This window comes from Pseudomonas sp. ACM7, from assembly GCF_004136015.1.
GTDB classification, from domain to species: domain Bacteria; phylum Pseudomonadota; class Gammaproteobacteria; order Pseudomonadales; family Pseudomonadaceae; genus Aquipseudomonas; species Aquipseudomonas frigoris.
Map to the genome: position 1 here is coordinate 1,658,763 of NZ_CP024866.1, position 19,023 is coordinate 1,677,785.

Genomic DNA, 19,023 nt, shown 5'->3' on the forward strand with positions numbered 1-19,023 from the left:
GATAATGAGAACCAAAACAACCCCGGCGAAATACATGCTGTTCAATGTGGGAGCAAGCTCACTCCCACAGGGGACTGCGCAAGGCGCATAAAAAAAGGCGCGCCACCCAATGGGTGGCGCGCCTCTTTTGTATCGGTTGGGTTTAGCTACCCGCCACCGTCATGCGTTCTATCAGCACAGAACCTGTACGGATGTTGCTGCGCAGTTCCAGGTCATTACCCACCGCAACGATCTGTTTGAACATGTCACGCATGTTGCCGGCGATGGTCACTTCCTGGACCGCAAACTGGATTTCGCCGTTCTCGACCCAGTAACCCGCCGCGCCACGGGAGTAATCGCCAGTGACCATGTTCAGACCCTGACCCATCAATTCAGTCACCAGCAGGCCGCGACCCATACGGCGCAGCAAGGCTGCCTGGTCTTCGTCGCCATGGGTGACGAACAGGTTGTGCACGCCGCCGGCGTTGGCGGTGCTCGGCATGCCGAGTTTGCGGCCGGAGTACGTGCCAAGGATGTACGACACCAACTCGCCTTTTTCGACGAACGGTTTGGCGTAAGTTGCCAGACCATCACCATCGAACGCCGAACTGCCCATGGCCCGCATCAAGTGCGGACGCTCATCGATGGTCAGCCATTCCGGGAACAGTTTCTGCCCCAGCGTGCCTTCAAGGAACGAGGATTTGCGATACAGGCTGCCGCCGGAGATCGCCGAGAGGAAACTGCCGAACAAACCACCGGCCAGCTCCGCGGAAAACAGCACCGGCACTTCGCAGGTCGGCACCGGGCGCGCGCCCAGACGGCTCGCCGCTCGTTGCGCGGCACGCTGGCCGATGCTCACCGGGTCGGCCAGCAAGTTGCCCTGACGGTTCACGTCGTACCAGTAATCGCGCTGCATCTGGCCGTCGGCCTCGGCGATCATCACGCAGCTCAGGCTGTGCCGGGTCGACGCGTAACCGCCGATAAAACCATGGCTGTTGCCATAAACACGGCAGCCCTGATGGGTGCTGAGGGTGGTGCCATCGGCGTTCTTGATCCGGCTGTCGGTGGCAAACGCCGCCGCTTCACAGGTCAGGGCCTGCTCGATGGCTTGCTCCGGGGTGATGTCCCATTCGTGGAACAGGTCAAAATCCTGCAGATCCTTGGCCATCAGCGCGGCGTCTGCCAAACCCGAAGCTTCGTCTTCAGACGTGTGCTTGGCGATGGCCAGTGCGGCGGCGACGGTTTCGCGAATCGCCTCCGGACCGCTGGCGGACGTGCTGGCCGAGCCCTTGCGCTGTCCGACGTACAAGGTGATGCCGAAGCCCTGATCGCGGTTGAATTCGACGGTTTCGACTTCACGCTGACGCACCGAGGTCGACAGGCCCTGCTCCAGGGACACCGCCACTTCACAGGCACTGGCGCCCTGACGCTTGGCTTCAGCGATGATCTGCTCGACTTGTTCTTGCAGTGCCGGCAACGCTTGTGGGCCGACGCTTTCAACTGCACTCATGCTGTTCTCCACTCAAATTCTGCTTTCGGCTGGGGCCTTCGAGCGACCGGGCCGGACAAGCGGCCCCCGACTGGTTATCATGGCGGCGTTTCTTTGCGGACGGCCACCATGGTTGATTCTTACGACGACTCCCTCGATACGGGAGAAAAAAGCAAATCCCAGGTTAAACGCGAGCTTCATGCTCTGGTTGACCTCGGCGAGCGCCTTACAACGCTCAAGCCTGACTTGCTGGCAAAACTGCCGTTGACCGACGCTATGCGCCGGGCACTGGCCGATGCGCCCAAGCACACCGCGAATATCGCGCGTAAACGGCACCTTATGTTCATCGGTAAACTGATGCGCGATCAGGACACTGACGCCATTCTGACTCTGCTCGATCAACTCGATGCCTCCACTCGGCAGTACAACGAACGTTTCCATGGCCTGGAACGCTGGCGTGATCGCTTGATCGCTGGCGACGATGCGGTCCTGGAGAAGTTCGTGGTCGACTACCCGGAGGCTGATCGTCAGCAATTGCGCTCCCTGATCCGTCAGGCCCAGCACGAACTGGCGACCAACAAGCCACCGGCATCGAGCCGTAAAATCTTCAAGTACATCCGTGAGCTGGACGAGACTCAACGCGGTCTGCGTTAAGTCCCGAATCGGGTGAGTCGCTACGCGGTTCACCCGAAGCTCCATCCCTCAAGATCCTGTGCCACCCACAGTGATCGCATCGATTTTCAGCGTTGGCTGGCCGACACCCACCGGCACCGACTGCCCATCCTTGCCACACGTCCCGACGCCGCTGTCCAGCGCCAGATCGTTACCGACCATCGACACCTTGCTCATGGCTTCAGGGCCATTGCCGATCAACGTCGCGCCTTTGACCGGGGCAGTGATTTTGCCGTCTTCGATCAGGTACGCCTCGCTGGTGGAGAACACGAATTTGCCGCTGGTGATGTCCACCTGACCGCCGCCGAGGTTGGCGCAGTAGATGCCGCGCTTCACCGAAGCGATGATTTCCGCCGGATCGCTTTCGCCCGCCAGCATGTAGGTGTTGGTCATGCGCGGCATCGGCAGGTGCGCGTAGGATTCGCGACGACCGTTACCGGTACGGGCCACGCCCATCAGACGGGCGTTGAGTTTGTCCTGCATATAGCCTTTGAGTACGCCGTTTTCGATCAGTGTCGTGCACTCGGTCGGGGTGCCTTCATCATCGACGCTCAGGGAACCGCGACGCCCGGCCAGCGTGCCGTCATCGACGATGGTGCAAAGCTTGGACGCAACCATCTCGCCCATGCGCCCGCTGTAGGCGGAACTGCCCTTGCGGTTGAAGTCGCCTTCCAGACCGTGGCCGACTGCTTCGTGCAGCAACACGCCGGACCAACCCGAACCCAGCACCACCGGTAACGTACCGGCCGGCGCAGGGATGGCTTCCAGATTCACCAACGCCTGACGCAACGCTTCACGGGCGTAGCTCATGGCGCGGTCATCGCTGAGGAAATAACGGTAATCGGTACGACCGCCACCGCCATGACCGCCGCGCTCACGGCGACCGTTCTGCTCGACGATCACGCTGACGTTAAAGCGCACCAACGGCCGTACATCGGCAGCCAGGCCGCCATCGGTGGAAGCCACGAGGATTCGTTCCCAGACACCGGCCATGCTCACGGTGACTTGCTGGATACGCGGGTCGAGGGCGCGAGTCGCGACGTCGATACGCTTGAGCAGTTCGACCTTCTCGGCACGGGTCATCACTTCCAACGGGTTGTCCGGCCCGTACAACTGGGCGACATCCTGGGTCGTGAACGCTTGCACCGTGCCGTTCTGACCGGTGCGGGAGATCGAACGCGCCGCACGGGCCGCGGCGCCGAGGGCTTCGAGAGTAATGGCATTGCTGTAGGCAAAACCGGTTTTCTCACCCGATTGCGCTCGCACGCCGACACCTTGGTCGAGATTGAAGCTGCCTTCCTTGACGATCCCGTCTTCCAGCGCCCAGGACTCGGAAATCTGCCCCTGGAAATACAGGTCGGCAGCATCGATGCCCGGGCCGGCCAGATCGCCGAGCACCCCTTGCAGGCTCTCGATTGTTACGCCGCCGGGCGCCAGGAGGTGTTCACTGACTGAGGACAACAACTCGCTCATATGCTTTACGCCTTAAATTCATCGTTCTGAGGCAGGTCGCCGGGCGCCCTGCGAGAAAAAGCGCCGGTGACTGGACACCGGCATCCGCGCCCTGATGGACGCCTGTTCGCTGCTATCGCGTTCGGCCAGCAGCACGGCCTCGCCTTGATCCTGTTGCGCCAGCACACGTCCCCACGGGTCGACAATCGCGGCATGGCCAAAGGTTTCCCGCGGCCCCGGATGCGTCCCACCCTGGGCAGCCGCGAGCACATAACATTGAGTTTCGATGGCCCGCGCGCGAATCAACACCTCCCAATGCGCCGCGCCGGTCACCGCGGTAAAGGCCGACGGCGCGGTAATCAACTCCGCACCAGCCGCGCGTAACTCGCTGTACAGCTCCGGGAAGCGCAGGTCGTAACACACTGTCAGCCCGACTCGACCGACAGGCGTGTCCGCCACGACAACCCCACTGCCATAAGCATAGTCATCGGATTCGCGATAACGCCCGCGATTGTCCGCCACATCGACGTCGAAAAGGTGCAACTTGTCATACCGTGCAACGGTTTCGCCGTGGTCATCCACCAGCAGCGAGCAGGCATGCACTTTGGCCGTCGGTTGATCCACCGGCGGCAACGGCAATGTGCCGGCCACTATCCATAACTTGAGGTCGCGGGCGGTCTGTTTCAACCAGGGCAGGATTGGGCCTTCGCCCAATGCCTCGGCGCGGCCAATGTCGGCGATGTCGCGACGGCCCATGGCGGCGAAGTTTTCCGGCAGTACGGCAAGCTGCGCACCACTGGTCGCCGCTTGCTCGAGCAGCCGACGGGCCTGGGCCAGATTGGCCAGCACATCGCTCTGGCTGACCATTTGAATCACCGCTACAGACATGGCCTTTTCCTGATCTGGAATCAACACATACCTGTAGGAGCTGACGAGTGAAACGAGGCTGCGATTTTTTGATCTTGATCTTAAAAGGAAAAATCAAAAGATCGCAGCCTCGTTTCACTCGTCAGCTCCTACAGGGACTTACGGCCATGCTACTCCATCGGCCTTAGGCGTGGCGTTGTCAAAAAGGCTTGTCGAAGGTGATTTTCGGCTCTTTCCACGGCCCCTTGACGGTGTATTGGACGCTGGCGAAACGCGCCACACGGTCACCGATCAGCTTATCGATCAGGAACAGCGCGCCGCCGATAGCCGGTGCACCGACGATCAGCGCGGCAATCGGCAGGTTGTTGGTCACAGGTAACGTCACCAGCAACTTGGCATCGACCTTATCGCCCACCAGGTCCAGCGTCCCGTTGAGTTCGATGTTGCTCGACGGACCGGTCAACAGGATCGGCTCACGCGTCACGTATACGCCGTTGTTCGCGACCAGCAGGCCTTTGACCCGGTCGTAACTCAAGCCTTTGCCGAACAGGTCGGAGAAGTCCAGGCGCAGCCGGCGGCCGATGGAGTTGAAGTTCAGCAAGCCAAACACGCGCAATGCCTGGGCGCTGCCCTCAACTTCAACGAACTGGCCTTTATTCAGCGAAGCATCGAGGGTTCCAGAGAAGCGCTTGGTGGCCAGCCAGGCCGGCGAACCGGGCCAGCGACCATCGACATTCATATGAAAATCTTCACTGGTGACACTCGGCGCAAATCCCCAGCCCTTCAGCACATCGGCGAGATTCTTGCCGCTGATCCGGCCTTTGTACCAGCTGCTGCTGGAACCGGGCATACCTTCCCAACCGCCGCTGCCCTGCAGGAGAATGCCCTTGAGGCCCAGATCCAGCGTGGTAAACGCAATGCCCTTGGCGCTCGGACGAACTTTCAGATACCAGGCCCCGACGAGGTCGTTGCCCTGGAACAGCTGATTGATGGTGATATCCAGTGCAGGGATCTTCGTCGGATCCACCGAGGCCAGCGGATCTGGCGAGTTTTCGTCGGCCAGGACCGTCGGGTCTGGCGCCGGCAAACGCACGTATTGCAGATTGATCGCAATCGGCGTGGCTTTCGCATCGGGGATGCTGGCGCTGCCCTTGACCTGCTGACTGTCGAGTTGCAAGGCCCATGTGGCAGGTTTGCGGTTCAACTGCACCGACGCCTGATCGAGCGTAGTGCCGACACCGCTGAGCTTGCCAATCTTGAAATCCGCGCTGCTGAGCAACTGTTTGGCGTTGCCGCCCGGATTCTTGCCTGCGTACTTGTCTACCAGGTCCTTCCAGGGGCGGACGTCCAGTTCCGACAGCACACCGCGCACCCGCAGGCCTTTGGCGCCGGGCAGCACGGCATTGCCGCCCCCCAGGAACAACTCGCCACGACCGTCGGCAAAATTGCCGGGCGGTGCCGCAAACGTGAAGTTAGCCAGCTCACCGTAATTGACCCAGTAGCGTCGCTCCGGCCCCTGCAGCGTCATGCGGAACGTGGTGTCGCGACCGACGTTGGCTGCCATGCCGAACGGCGCCGGCAAATCGATTGCTACGCCCTTGAGGTTGGAGCTGACCATCAATTGACTGTCGGCCCCATCAAGGTTCAGTTGCAGCTGATAAGGGATCACACCGGACACTGGCAACGGCTGAGTAACACTCAGCCAGTCCGTCAGTCTCTTGACCTCGACCTGGCCCGAGGCAGCGACGCGAGTCTTGAGGTTGCCGGGGCCGCCATCGGCGAAAATCTGTGCGGTGACAGGTTTATCAAAAGCGCGCGCGGTGATGTTTTGCCCACTCAAACCCTTGGTGCTGTCGAAACGGAAATCGCCCTTGAGCTGAGTCAGCTCCAGGGTTGGCTCGGCCAGTTTCAGACGGGCCTTGGCGGTCTTGAAGTCGACGAGGATCTTCGGCTGCTCGCCTTTGACCAGCGGAATATCCAGTTTCAGTTTGCCTTGCAGATCGCCTTCACCTTCCCAATCGGCAAAGGTGGCTGCGGTGCCGATCGGCGCTTCCTGGAGAATCTTCAGGCCATCGCCCAACCCGCCCGCGAATCCGCCGTCGAGGAACAGATGGACGTTTTGCCCTGCTGGCACATGGGGAATATTGACGTAAATGTCGCTGACCTCGGTATTGAGCAATTGACCCTTGCTGGCCAGTATCCGCACACCGCTGTCTTCAACAAACACGTCACCCGTGACCTTGCTGACATGTGGCCAGCCTGGCTGGAAGGCCAGTTCCGCATCGTGAACCTTGAAGAACAGACTGATGCTGCGGGCAGTCTCGGCGGCCCCGTGGTTCAGCGAACCCTGGTACTGGAAGAAGCCTTCGTCCACCGCACCTTTGAGAATCGCCGTACGCAGCCATTCGTCCAGCCCCGGGCTGAGCATTGTCGGCAAGTACTTGGCGGTGTAACGACCGTCGCCGTCCACCAGACCGACCCGCAGGTCCATGTAGTCTTCCTGGGTGTGGTCGAAATGCAGGCGGATCAGGAAGTCGCCAGCAATCTTGCCCTCCTCGCCCAGCACCTTCAGGTATGGCGCGATCAAGGTGAAAGCTTCTTTGTCGAGCTTCCAGGTCAGTCGGGCATTGGCCTGAATGTACTGCCATGGCTTGGCGAAGATCGGGTCCAAGTGCAGGGAAAAATCCTTGCTGTCCATGCGCAGCTCGCCACCGCCCAGATCACCGCTGATGCTGCCACTGACATTTCGTGCCGCCGGAGCGCCGTGATAGGCATCGAAGCCGACCCGATCCAGGTTAGCGGCAAAGCTGAATTTGCTGTCGTCGGTGGCATTGGGCCGGAAGTCGATCAGCACGTTGCGCAGGCCGCCGGTCACTTTGAGTCGCTCGACGGCGGTGGCGATGCCTTCGGGCAGCGGCCCCAAGGCATTCAGTAGCGGGGTGATCGGGGTGAGGTCGAGGCGGTCGGCTTGCAGATGCCAAAGCTCTTCAGTCTTGTCGGTCGCCTCGTTTTGCTTGAGTTGCAGATGCGATTCCCAACGGGTCTCGCCAAGGTTCATGGCCAGCGAATCCAGGGTAACCAGCACGCCTTCGGAGCTGCGCTGAAAATAGCCATTGAGCGCCAGATTGTTGATCTGGATCGGCTTGCGCTCGGCGTACGCGCCCTTGAGTTGCGGCGCGTTCAAGCGAATCGCAGCACTTTGCAGGGCGCCCTTGTTCCAGTTCACCCAAAGCTCGCCGCCGGCCTTGAACTCGGAAAAATTCCATTGTTGGGTCAGGCGCTCAGGCAACCATTTCGACCAGTCGCTTTGCGGCAGGCTCAAATAAGCTTCGGCCTCGCCGTCTTTCCATTCGCTGGCGCGCAGACGGGTACGCAGACTGATGGCCACCGGTTGTCCGTCGGGCAGGGTCAAACGGGCGTCGAGTCGCTGGCGGGAGACGCCGGTTTTCAGATTCAGCCCGACGTAAGTCAGGGTCAGCGGCTGCTCTTGCAGTGGCTGCAAAGTGACTTGGCTATCGAGCACCGACAGCTGCTGAACCCTCTGCATGCGATTGAGCATTTGTTCAGGATCCAGCGGCTGATCCTGCTGCACCGGCAAACCTTCCAGCGCCCAAGTCCCGTCCTCGCTTTCCTTGAGGCTGATCTTCAGGCCGCTGAGTTCCAGGTGAGCGATGCGCACTTCACGAGCCAGCAGACTGGCCCACAGATCCGGCACCGCGCGCACCTGATCCAGCCGCAGGGCATTGGCGCCCTCGCCGACCATCACATCGTGAGCCAGCATGATCGGCGCAAAGCCGCTCCAGTTGCCTTCCAATTCGCCGATAGTCAGCGGCATGCCCAAGGCAGCGCTGGCTTTGGCTTCGACTTCGGCACGGTACTCGGCCACCAGCGGCGTCAGCTCTCGGCCGAGGCTGACGTATAACGCCATCAACACCAATGCCAACGCACACAGCCCCAGCCCCCAGCGGGTCAGTGCGGCCAAAATGCGTGTCAGACGTTCCATGTCAGTTGGCTCCCATGGCAAAAATACTGCAAAAAGCTGAGGCCAGCCGTTCTAGCAGGGTTGAAATACAGCGATTCAGAGCAGCACCACGTCGTATTGTTCCTGGGAATACATGGTTTCCACCTGGAACCGGATGGTGCGTCCGATAAAACCTTCGAGCTCGGCGACATTGCCCGATTCTTCATCGAGCAAACGGTCGACCACTTTCTGGTTTGCCAATACACGATAGCCTTCCGCCTGATAGGCGCGAGCCTCTCGGAGGATTTCGCGGAAAATCTCGTAGCAAACGGTTTCCGGCGTCTTGAGCTTGCCGCGACCCTGACAGCTGCTGCACGGCTCGCACAGCACTTGTTCAAGACTTTCGCGGGTACGCTTGCGGGTCATCTGCACCAGGCCCAACTCGGTGATGCCGATGATGTTGGTCTTGGCGTGATCGCGCTCCAGTTGCTTCTCGAGGGTGCGCAGCACCTGACGCTGGTGCTCTTCATCTTCCATGTCGATGAAGTCGATGATGATGATCCCGCCCAGGTTGCGCAGGCGCAGCTGGCGAGCAATGGCGGTCGCGGCTTCGAGGTTGGTCTTGAAAATGGTTTCTTCGAGGTTGCGATGACCGACGAACGCCCCGGTGTTGACGTCGATGGTGCTCATGGCTTCCGCCGGATCGACCACCAGGTAACCGCCGGACTTCAGCGGGACTTTGCGCTCCAGGGCCTTCTGGATTTCGTCTTCGACGCCGTACAGGTCGAAGATCGGCCGCTCACCCGGGTAATGCTCAAGACGATCGGCGATTTCCGGCATCAGCTCGGCGACGAACTGTGTGGTTTTCTGGAAGGTTTCCCGGGAGTCGATCCGGATCTTCTCGATCTTCGGGCTCACCAGATCACGCAAGGTGCGCAGCGCCAGGCCGAGGTCTTCGTAGATCACACTCGGTGCGCTGATGGTTTTGATCTGCTCGTTGATCTGATCCCAGAGCCGACGCAGGTAGCGGATGTCCATGAGGATTTCATCGGCACCGGCACCTTCGGCAGCGGTACGCAGGATGAAGCCACCGGCCTCTTGGATGCCTTCTTTGGCCACGCAATCAGTGACCACTTGTTTGAGACGTTCACGCTCGGCTTCGTCTTCAATCTTCAACGAAATGCCAACGTGTGCAGTGCGCGGCATGTACACCAGATAACGCGATGGAATCGACAACTGAGTCGTCAGGCGTGCGCCTTTGGAGCCGATCGGGTCCTTGGTCACTTGCACCACCAGGCTCTGACCCTCATGAACCAGAGCGCTGATGCTCTCGACCGCCGGGCCTTCGCGCAGGGAGATTTCCGAGGCGTGAATGAACGCGGCGCGGTCCAGTCCGATGTCGACGAATGCCGCCTGCATGCCGGGTAATACCCGCACGACCTTGCCTTTATAGATGTTGCCGACGATCCCGCGCTTTTGCGTGCGCTCGACGTGGACCTCTTGCAAAACACCGTTTTCAACCACCGCCACGCGCGATTCCATCGGCGTGATGTTGATCAGGATCTCTTCACTCATGGCAGGGTCTCGTTCAGGCATGTTCACGATAATGGCCGCATCTTGTCAGTACGACGCTCAACGCGCGTTAAGGGTTTGCCAACAGGGTATGCCGAAATGGCCAAGCAGCTCAGCGGTTTCGCACAGAGGTAGTCCGACCACCGCCGAGTAACTGCCATTGAGCCCGGCGACAAATACCGCGCCGAGCCCTTGAATGCCGTAGCCGCCGGCCTTGTCCTGCGGCTCGCCGCTGGCCCAGTAGGTCACCGCTTCATCACGACTGATGTTGCGAAAACGCACCAGACTGCTCACCACCCGAGACTCGCAACGCTCACCCTCTCGCACCGCAATCGCCGTCAGGACTTCATGCTCACACCCGGACAACATCATAAGCATGGCGCACGCCTCGGCTTCATCAACCGGCTTGCCGAGAATTTTTCCGTCCAGCACCACGGCGGTGTCGGCGCCCAGCACGCAAAAATCTGCGGCGGACACGACAGTCCCGCGCCCGGCCTCGGCTTTGCCGCACGCCAGGCGCTCGACATAGGCCGAAGGGGATTCATTTTCTAAAGGGGTTTCATCGATGTCCGCGCTGATGGCGGAGAACGGCACGCCGATCTGCGTGAGCAGTTCACGCCGACGCGGCGAGCCTGAGGCGAGGTACAACAACTTCATCAAGACATCTCCCTTGTCGAGGTGCGGGCAAATGCCTGACCGAATTAATTGATTTTGTAGCGTCGACGCAAACCGCGCAAACCGTAGCTGATCCACGGCCAGAGCAATGCGCTGACCAGTGCCGGCAAGACCAGCGCCAGCGTCGGCTGACGATTGCCGGTCAGGGCGCTGAGCCATAGTTGAACAAGCTGCGCGAGGCCGAAGATCACCAGGATCACCAGGCTCTGTTGCCACATCGGGAACATGCGCAGACGCTGTTGCAGCGCCAGCACCAGGTACGTGATCAGCGTCAGGATCAATGCGTTCTGGCCCAGCAGCGTGCCATAAAGCACGTCTTCGGCCAGGCCCAGGCACCACGCGGTGACCATCCCGACTTTCTGCGGCATGGCTAACGCCCAGAATGCCAGCAGCAAGGCCAGCCACAGTGGACGGAGGATTTCCATGAATTGTGGCAGCGGCGAAACGCTGAGCAGCATACCTATGGCGAATGTCAGCCAGACCATCCAGTCGTTTCGGGAGGCAGTAGCACCAACCATTATTCTCGTCCCCCAGTGGTAGCCGGCGCAGAGACAGGCGGTTTGGCTGCAGGCTTCACGGCAGCGGGTGGCGTGGCCGGCGGTTTAGCAGCCGCAGGCTGCGTCGCGGGAGGCTTGCTGGCGGCAGGTTTCGCAGGAGCAGGATGAGTTGCCGCAGGTTTGGGCAGGGTTGTAGCCGCTGGGGTAGCCGTCGGCGCAACCGGAGTCACGGGTGCAGCGACAGCAGCCGGGACGATGGCAGGTTTCGGCACTGTCGCTGGAATGATTGGTCCACCACCGTGCTGGTCCAAGGCTTCTTGAGCCTGGGCAGCTTCGTTGGCGCGCTCTTCGGCCGTGCGGCCGTCGGTGAACACCAGCAACAGGTAACGGCTGCGGTTCAAGGCGGCGGTCGGCACGGCACGCACAATAGCGAACGGCTGACCGGAATCGTGAATCACTTCCTTGACCGTCGCTACCGGATAACCCGCCGGGAACCGCTGACCCAGACCAGAGCTGACCAGCAGATCGCCTTCTTTAATGTCGGCGGTATCGGCCACGTGACGCAGCTCCAGGCGTTCCGGGTTACCGGTGCCGCTGGCAATCGCCCGCAGACCGTTGCGGTTCACCTGCACCGGAATGCTGTGAGTGGTGTCGGTCAGCAACAGCACACGAGAGGTGTATGGCATCAACTCGACCACCTGGCCCATCAAGCCACGGGCATCGAGCACCGGCTGACCGAGGACCACACCGTCACGCTCACCTTTATTGATGATGATGCGATGGGTGAAGGGATTGGGGTCCATGCCGATCAGCTCGGCCACTTCGACCTTCTCGTTGACCAGCGCGGAGGAGTTGAGCAACTCGCGCAGCCGAACGTTCTGCTCGGTGAGGGCGGCAAGCTTTTGCATGCGGCCTTGCAACAGCAGGTTTTCGGTTTTGAGTTTTTCGTTTTCGGCGACGAGTTCGGTACGGCTGCCAAACTGGCTGGCCACACCCTGCCATAACCGCTGTGGCAGGTCGGTGATCCAGTAAGACTGCATCAGCACCAGCGACATTTGGCTACGCACTGGCTTGAGCAGTGTGAAGCGGGCATCGACCACCATCAGCGCGACCGATAGCACGACCAGCACCAACAAGCGCACGCCCAGTGAAGGCCCTTTGGTGAAAAGCGGTTTAATAAGCCGCTCCTCCCAGGCAAATGTTCTCTTTATTCATACGGCATCAAACCGGCCTGGATGCAGACTGACAGAAGATAAACGCCAACAGGCAGCACTGCAAAGTGCTGCCTGCGCGCCAACAGCATAGATGCGTCGGGCGAGATCACTCGCTCGACAGCAGGTCCATGGTGTGTTTATCCATCATTTCCAATGCACGGCCACCGCCGCGAGCAACGCAGGTCAGCGGATCTTCCGCGACGATTACCGGCAGACCGGTTTCCTGGGCCAGCAACTTGTCGAGGTCACGCAGCAAGGCGCCACCACCGGTCAGTACCAGACCACGCTCGGCGATATCGGAAGCCAGTTCCGGAGGCGATTGCTCCAGTGCACTTTTCACAGCCTGAACGATGGTGGCCAGGGACTCTTGCAGAGCTTCCAGCACTTCATTGGAGTTCAGGGTGAATGCGCGTGGAACGCCTTCGGCCAGGTTACGGCCACGAACGTCGACTTCGCGAACTTCGCCGCCCGGGTAGGCAGTACCGATTTCCTGCTTTATGCGCTCGGCAGTGGATTCGCCGATCAGGCTACCGTAGTTGCGACGCACGTAAGTGATGATCGCTTCGTCGAAGCGGTCGCCGCCAACCCGTACGGACTCGGCGTAAACCACACCGTTCAGGGAGATCAGCGCGATTTCAGTGGTACCGCCACCGATATCGACAACCATCGAGCCGCGAGCTTCTTCAACCGGCAGGCCGGCACCGATCGCGGCAGCCATTGGCTCTTCGATCAGGAACACTTCACGGGCACCGGCACCGAGGGCCGATTCACGGATGGCACGACGCTCAACCTGGGTGGATTTGCACGGAACGCAGATCAACACACGAGGGCTAGGCTGCAGGAAGCTGTTTTCGTGAACCTTGTTGATAAAGTATTGCAGCATCTTTTCGCAGACGCTGAAGTCGGCAATCACGCCGTCCTTCATCGGACGAATGGCAGCAATGTTGCCCGGCGTACGGCCGAGCATGCGCTTGGCCTCGGTGCCGACAGCAACGACACTTTTCTGGTTACCGTGTGTCCGAATAGCCACAACCGAGGGCTCATTCAGGACGATACCGCGCTCGCGCACGTAAATAAGGGTGTTGGCAGTGCCCAGGTCAATGGAAAGATCGCTGGAAAACATGCCACGCAGTTTCTTGAACATGGGAAAGGGACCCTAGGCAACGCGTGGGTAAAAAAGTGCGGCAAACTCTAACAACGACAGGGATTTTGGGCAAGGCGCCAATATGTTAAATTGGCCGCTTTTCTGTGCACCAACCCCCACAATCGCGGCCTTATGACCGTAGAAATGCGGTAGTGTTCCGACAATCTAACACACGGATAGCATCCGTTCTGTTTTCCTTCCACTGGAGAATCCCATGACGCTTGAACGCTCCGACGTGGAAAAAATCGCTCATCTGGCCTGTCTTGGCCTTAATGATGCCGATCTTCCACACATCACTTCGGCCCTGAACAGCATTCTGGGACTGGTCGACGAAATGCAGGCGGTCAATACCGACGGTATCGAGCCGCTCGCCCACCCACTGGAAGCCAGCCAGCGCCTGCGTGCAGACGTCGTGACCGAGACCAATCATCGCGAGGCCTATCAGTCCATCGCACCAGCGGTCGAAAACGGCCTGTACCTGGTTCCGAAAGTCATCGACTAAAGGGAAAGAGCCTGCAATGCATCAATTGACTCTGGCCGAGATCGCCCGCGGACTCGCCGATAAAAAGTTTTCTTCCGAAGAGCTGACCAAAACCCTGCTGGCGCGTATCGCCCAGCTCGACCCTCAGCTCAACAGTTTCATCAGCCTCACCGAAGACCTGGCGCTCCAGCAGGCGAAAGCCGCTGACGCACGCCGGGCCAATGGTGAGAGCGGCGCCCTGCTCGGTGCGCCGATCGCCCATAAAGACCTGTTCTGCACCCAGGGCATCCGCACCAGCTGCGGATCGAAGATGCTCGACAACTTTAAAGCCCCATACGACGCCACCGTGGTCGCCAAGCTGGCCGCCGCTGGTGCCGTGACGCTAGGCAAGACCAACATGGACGAATTCGCCATGGGTTCGGCCAACGAGTCGAGCTACTACGGCGCAGTGAAAAACCCGTGGAACCTGGAACACGTGCCCGGCGGTTCGTCCGGTGGTTCGGCCGCAGCCGTTGCCGCTCGTCTGTTGCCGGCCGCCACTGCCACCGACACCGGCGGCTCGATCCGCCAGCCGGCCGCGTTTACCAACCTGACCGGTCTGAAACCGACGTACGGTCGCGTTTCGCGCTGGGGCATGATCGCTTACGCCTCCAGTCTCGATCAGGGCGGCCCATTGGCGCGCACAGCCGAAGACTGCGCCATCCTGCTGCAAGGCATGGCCGGTTTCGACCCGCAAGACTCCACCAGCATCGACGAGCCCGTGCCGGATTACAGCGCCGGCCTCAACGGTTCGCTGCAAGGCCTGCGCATTGGCGTTCCTAAAGAGTATTTCAGCGCCGGTCTCGACCCGCGCATCGCCGAGCTGATCCACAACAGCGTCAAGGAGCTGGAAAAGCTCGGTGCTGTGGTCAAGGAAATCAGCCTGCCGAACATGCAGCACGCGATCCCTGCGTACTACGTGATCGCCCCGGCAGAAGCGTCTTCCAACCTGTCGCGTTTCGACGGCGTGCGTTTCGGCTATCGCTGCGAAGACCCGAAAAACCTGGAAGACCTCTACAAGCGTTCCCGTGGCGAAGGTTTCGGCCCGGAAGTGCAGCGCCGGATCATGGTCGGTGCCTACGCGCTGTCCGCCGGTTACTACGACGCTTACTACCTGAAGGCGCAGAAGATTCGCCGTTTGGTGAAGAACGACTTCATGGCTGCCTTCAATGAGGTCGACATCATCCTCGGCCCAACCACGCCTAACCCGGCCTGGAAGCTTGGCGCCAAGAGCAGCGACCCGGTTGCTGCGTACCTGGAAGACGTCTACACCATCACCGCCAACCTCGCCGGTTTGCCGGGCTTGTCCATGCCAGCCGGTTTTGTCGACGGCCTGCCGGTCGGCGTGCAATTGCTCGCCCCGTATTTCCAGGAAGGTCGCCTGTTGAACGTTGCCCACCAGTATCAGCTGAACACTGACTGGCACACCCGCACCCCAACCGGCTTCTGAGGAGAAACACATGCAATGGGAAGTCGTGATCGGGCTGGAGATTCACACCCAGCTCACCACCCGGTCGAAAATCTTTTCCGGTAGCTCCACCACTTTCGGTTCCGAGCCGAACACCCAGGCCAGCCTGGTTGACCTCGGTATGCCCGGCGTATTGCCGGTGCTGAACCAGGAAGCGGTGCGCATGGCGGTGATGTTCGGTCTGGCCATCGATGCCGAGATCGGCCAGCACAACGTGTTCGCCCGTAAAAACTATTTCTACCCGGACCTGCCCAAGGGCTACCAGATCAGCCAGATGGAATTGCCGATCGTTGGCAAAGGCCACCTGGACATCGCGCTGGAAGACGGCACGGTCAAGCGCGTCGGCATCACCCGCGCGCACCTGGAAGAAGACGCCGGTAAAAGCCTGCACGAAGAATTCAGCGGTGCCACCGGTATCGACCTGAACCGTGCCGGCACGCCGCTGCTGGAAATCGTTTCCGAGCCGGACATGCGCAGCGCCAAGGAAGCCGTGGCTTACGTCAAGGCTGTCCACGCGATGGTCCGTTACCTGGGCATTTGCGACGGCAACATGGCCGAAGGCTCGCTGCGTTGCGACTGCAACGTGTCGATCCGTCCAAAAGGCCAGGTTGAATTCGGCACTCGCTGCGAGATCAAGAACGTCAACTCGTTCCGTTTCATCGAGAAGGCGATCAACACCGAAGTGCAGCGTCAGATCGAACTGATCGAAGACGGCGGCAGGGTGATCCAGCAGACCCGCCTGTACGATCCGAACAAGGACGAAACCCGCCCGATGCGCAGCAAAGAGGAAGCCAACGACTACCGTTACTTCCCCGATCCGGACCTGCTGCCGGTGGTCATCGAAGACTCGTTCCTCGACGACGTGCGCGCCACCCTGCCGGAATTGCCACCGCAGAAACGCGAGCGCTTCCAGGCGCAGTTCGGTCTGTCGGTCTACGACGCCAGCGTCCTGGCCACCAGCCGCGAGCAAGCCGATTACTTCGAGAAAGTCGTGAGCATCGGCGGCGACGCCAAGCTGGCGGCCAACTGGGTGATGGTTGAACTGGGTAGCCTGTTGAACAAACAGGGCCTGGACATCGACCAGTCACCGGTCTCGGCCGAGCAACTGGGCGGCATGCTCCTGCGCATCACCGACAACACCATCTCCGGCAAGATCGCCAAAGTGGTGTTTGAAGCCATGGCCAACGGCGAAGGCAGCGCGGACGAGATCATCGACAAGCGCGGTTTGAAGCAAGTGACCGACACCGGCGCGATCTCGGCAGTGTTGGACGAAATGCTCGCGGCCAATGCCGAACAAGTTGAACAGTATCGCGCGGCAGACGAAGCCAAACGCGGCAAGATGTTCGGCTTCTTCGTCGGGCAGGCCATGAAAGCCTCCAAAGGCAAGGCCAACCCGCAACAGGTCAACGAACTGCTGAAAAGCAAGCTCGAAGGCTGATGAGAATGGAGCCAGATTTAAAGCCTGGCTCTAATCCCTGTGGGAGCGGGCTTGCTCGCGAAAGCGGTGTATCAGTCAACATTGATGTTGGATGTGATGCCCCCTTCGCGAGCAAGCCCGCTCCCACATTTGTATGTGGAAACCTTCGAATGAAACGCTTCCTCAGTACCTGTGCCCTGCTCTCTCTGCTGGCCGGTTGCGCCAGCACCGACACCATCGATCCACACGGCTATGACAAGACCGGTGTTGCCTCGTATTACGGCGCCAAACACCAAGGTAAACGCACCGCCAGTGGCGAGCGTTTCAACAAGAATTCCCTGACCTCCGCCCATCGCCAGTTGCCCTTTGGCACGCGAGTGAAGGTCACCAATCTGAACAACGACAAGTCCTGCGTGGTTCGCATCAACGATCGCGGGCCGCACACCCGTGGGCGTCTGATCGATGTTTCACATGAAGCGGCCGAACAACTGGGTATGCTCAGTAGCGGCACCGCGAAGGTTCGCGTGCAAGCCCTCGACGACTGATAGACGGAGCGCTGACCATTTTCGGACTTGCCGATTTACCCCTGATCAGCGTGATTGAATTGCTCAGCGGCTTGCTGTTGCTGATCGCCGGCGCCGAGTTGATGGTGCGCGCCGCCGTGCGCCTCGCCGCGCGCCTGCATGTACGGCCGCTGATTATCGGCCTGACCATCGTCGCCCTCGGCAGCAGCGCACCGCAGATGGCAGTCAGCCTGCAAGCCACCCTGGCGCAGAACGCCGACATCGCCGTCGGCAGCGTGATCGGCAGTAGCATCTTTAACATTCTCGTCACCCTCGGACTCTCGGCGCTGATCATCCCGCTGCGGGTTTCACGGCAACTGGTGCGCCTGGATATTCCGCTGATGATCGGCGCCAGCCTGCTGGTGTTCGTATTGGCGTGGAACGAAGAACTGACCCGCGTCGATGGCGTGATGCTGCTCTCGGCACTGGTGCTGTATCTGGGCCTGCTGCTGCGCCAGTCGCGACACTCGACCCGTCCGCAATCGACGACCCACGAAGTCCCGCAAGCGCCATGGCTCAGCAGTCTGCTGATGATCGTCGTGGGTTTGGCGATGCTGGTCTACGCCGGGCACTTGCTGTTGGGCGCGGCGGTTTCGGTCGCGACCGATCTGGGATTGTCGGAGCGGATCATCGGCCTGACCATCGTCGCCGTCAGCACCTCCCTGCCGGAACTGGCCACCTCGTTGATCGCCGCGTTGCGCGGTCAGCGCGACATCGCCGTGGGCAACGTGATCGGCAGCAACCTGTTCAACCTCTTGGGCGTGCTGGGCTTCACCGCGTTGATCGCGCCGTCGCCGCTGTCGGTATCGCCCAACGCCCTGGACTTCGACTTGCCAGTGATGCTCGGCGTCGCGGTGTTGTGCCTGCCGGTGTTCTATTCCGGTTACCGGGTGACCCGCGCCGAAGGTCTGATGTTTTTGGGTTTGTATCTGGCTTACGGTCTGCACGTGGTGTCGTTCACCACCGGCATGCCGCTGGCCGGCAAGCTTGAACACCTGATGCTGTTTTTTGCCCTGCCGGCGCTGGTGGCGTTTTTGCTGTTCACGTCGCTGCGCGCCTGGCGTCGCCAACACCACAATAAGGAATTGCCATGACCGATGATAAAAAACCTGGGGTTGAAGTACGCCGCCAAGTGATGGGCGACGCCTTCGTCGACCGCGCGCTGGGCAATGCCACCGAGTTCACTCAACCGCTGCAGGATTTCGTCAACGAGCACGCCTGGGGCAGCGTCTGGAACCGCGAAGGTTTGCCATTGAAAACCCGCAGCCTGATCACCCTCGCCGCGCTGACCGCGTTGAAGTGCCCGCAGGAATTGAAAGGTCACGTGCGCGGTGCGCTGAACAATGGCTGCACCGTGGAAGAGATTCGTGAAGCGCTGCTGCATTGCGCGGTGTATGCCGGTGTACCGGCGGCCATCGATGCGTTTCGCGCGGCGCAGGAAGTGATTGATACCTACCAAAAACCTGAATAATTTGTAGGAGCTGCCGAAGGCTGCGATCTTTTGATCTTCAACACTTTCGAACACCCCGAAAA

At 60.3% G+C, this 19,023-nt stretch carries 16 protein-coding genes; 7 read left to right on the forward strand and 9 right to left on the reverse strand.

Translation table 11 applies throughout. The features are described from left to right. Window positions 1-142: 142 nt before the first annotated feature. Window positions 143-1,489 carry a metalloprotease PmbA gene (pmbA, locus tag CUN63_RS07940; protein ID WP_129438492.1) on the reverse strand — a complete coding sequence of 449 codons (1,347 nt, stop codon included), beginning with the start codon at window positions 1,487-1,489 and terminating at the stop codon, window positions 143-145. 108 nt (window positions 1,490-1,597) lie between these two features. Here pmbA and yjgA point away from each other — a divergent pair, with 108 nt between their 5' ends. After that, window positions 1,598-2,122 carry a ribosome biogenesis factor YjgA gene (gene yjgA / locus CUN63_RS07945; RefSeq protein ID WP_033058015.1) on the forward strand — a complete coding sequence of 175 codons (525 nt, stop codon included), beginning with the start codon at window positions 1,598-1,600 and terminating at the stop codon, window positions 2,120-2,122. Between the two features lie 48 nt (window positions 2,123-2,170). Here yjgA and tldD read toward each other — a convergent pair whose 3' ends face one another. From tldD to mreB, 8 genes are all read right to left on the reverse strand, one after another. Further along, window positions 2,171-3,613, reverse strand: coding sequence for a metalloprotease TldD (tldD, locus tag CUN63_RS07950; protein WP_129438494.1), 1,443 nt, complete (start codon window positions 3,611-3,613; stop codon window positions 2,171-2,173). A gap of 18 nt (window positions 3,614-3,631) precedes the next feature. Then, complete coding sequence (locus CUN63_RS07955) at window positions 3,632-4,480, reverse strand: carbon-nitrogen hydrolase family protein (protein ID WP_129438496.1); 849 nt, start codon at window positions 4,478-4,480, stop codon at window positions 3,632-3,634. Between the two features lie 178 nt (window positions 4,481-4,658). Beyond that, a complete protein-coding gene (locus tag CUN63_RS07960) occupies window positions 4,659-8,462 on the reverse strand; it encodes a YhdP family protein (protein WP_129438498.1) in 3,804 nt (1,267 codons plus the stop codon). Between the two features lie 75 nt (window positions 8,463-8,537). Continuing rightward, window positions 8,538-9,995, reverse strand: coding sequence for a ribonuclease G (gene rng / locus CUN63_RS07965; protein ID WP_033058026.1), 1,458 nt, complete (start codon window positions 9,993-9,995; stop codon window positions 8,538-8,540). 57 nt (window positions 9,996-10,052) lie between these two features. Further along, entirely contained in the window at window positions 10,053-10,649 is a 597-nt protein-coding gene (locus CUN63_RS07970) for a nucleoside triphosphate pyrophosphatase (protein WP_129438501.1), read from the reverse strand. A gap of 44 nt (window positions 10,650-10,693) precedes the next feature. Then, a complete protein-coding gene (gene mreD / locus CUN63_RS07975; RefSeq protein WP_129438504.1) occupies window positions 10,694-11,185 on the reverse strand; it encodes a rod shape-determining protein MreD in 492 nt (163 codons plus the stop codon). Further along, window positions 11,185-12,342, reverse strand: coding sequence for a rod shape-determining protein MreC (gene mreC, locus CUN63_RS07980; RefSeq protein ID WP_129438506.1), 1,158 nt, complete (start codon window positions 12,340-12,342; stop codon window positions 11,185-11,187). The genes mreD and mreC overlap by 1 nt, the downstream gene beginning before the upstream one ends. A 142-nt stretch (window positions 12,343-12,484) precedes the next feature. Further along, entirely contained in the window at window positions 12,485-13,522 is a 1,038-nt protein-coding gene (mreB, locus tag CUN63_RS07985) for a rod shape-determining protein MreB (protein ID WP_002555108.1), read from the reverse strand. 214 nt (window positions 13,523-13,736) lie between these two features. Between mreB and gatC the strand changes: the two genes are divergently transcribed. The 6 genes from gatC to CUN63_RS08015 all read left to right on the forward strand — a co-directional run bounded on the left by gatC (window position 13,737) and on the right by CUN63_RS08015 (window position 18,961). Beyond that, on the forward strand, window positions 13,737-14,024 hold the full coding sequence (gene gatC, locus CUN63_RS07990; RefSeq protein WP_008026876.1) for an Asp-tRNA(Asn)/Glu-tRNA(Gln) amidotransferase subunit GatC: 288 nt from the start codon (window positions 13,737-13,739) through the stop codon (window positions 14,022-14,024). A 16-nt stretch (window positions 14,025-14,040) separates the two neighbouring features. After that, entirely contained in the window at window positions 14,041-15,492 is a 1,452-nt protein-coding gene (gene gatA / locus CUN63_RS07995) for an Asp-tRNA(Asn)/Glu-tRNA(Gln) amidotransferase subunit GatA (protein WP_129438508.1), read from the forward strand. A 10-nt stretch (window positions 15,493-15,502) separates the two neighbouring features. Continuing rightward, on the forward strand, window positions 15,503-16,948 hold the full coding sequence (gatB, locus tag CUN63_RS08000; RefSeq protein ID WP_095129458.1) for an Asp-tRNA(Asn)/Glu-tRNA(Gln) amidotransferase subunit GatB: 1,446 nt from the start codon (window positions 15,503-15,505) through the stop codon (window positions 16,946-16,948). Between the two features lie 149 nt (window positions 16,949-17,097). Next, on the forward strand, window positions 17,098-17,472 hold the full coding sequence (locus CUN63_RS08005) for a septal ring lytic transglycosylase RlpA family protein (RefSeq protein WP_129438510.1): 375 nt from the start codon (window positions 17,098-17,100) through the stop codon (window positions 17,470-17,472). A 50-nt stretch (window positions 17,473-17,522) separates the two neighbouring features. Continuing rightward, complete coding sequence (locus tag CUN63_RS08010) at window positions 17,523-18,584, forward strand: calcium/sodium antiporter (protein ID WP_129438512.1); 1,062 nt, start codon at window positions 17,523-17,525, stop codon at window positions 18,582-18,584. After that, entirely contained in the window at window positions 18,581-18,961 is a 381-nt protein-coding gene (locus CUN63_RS08015) for a carboxymuconolactone decarboxylase family protein (protein ID WP_123365263.1), read from the forward strand. Before CUN63_RS08010 ends, CUN63_RS08015 begins: the two co-directional genes overlap by 4 nt. Window positions 18,962-19,023: the final 62 nt, after the last annotated feature.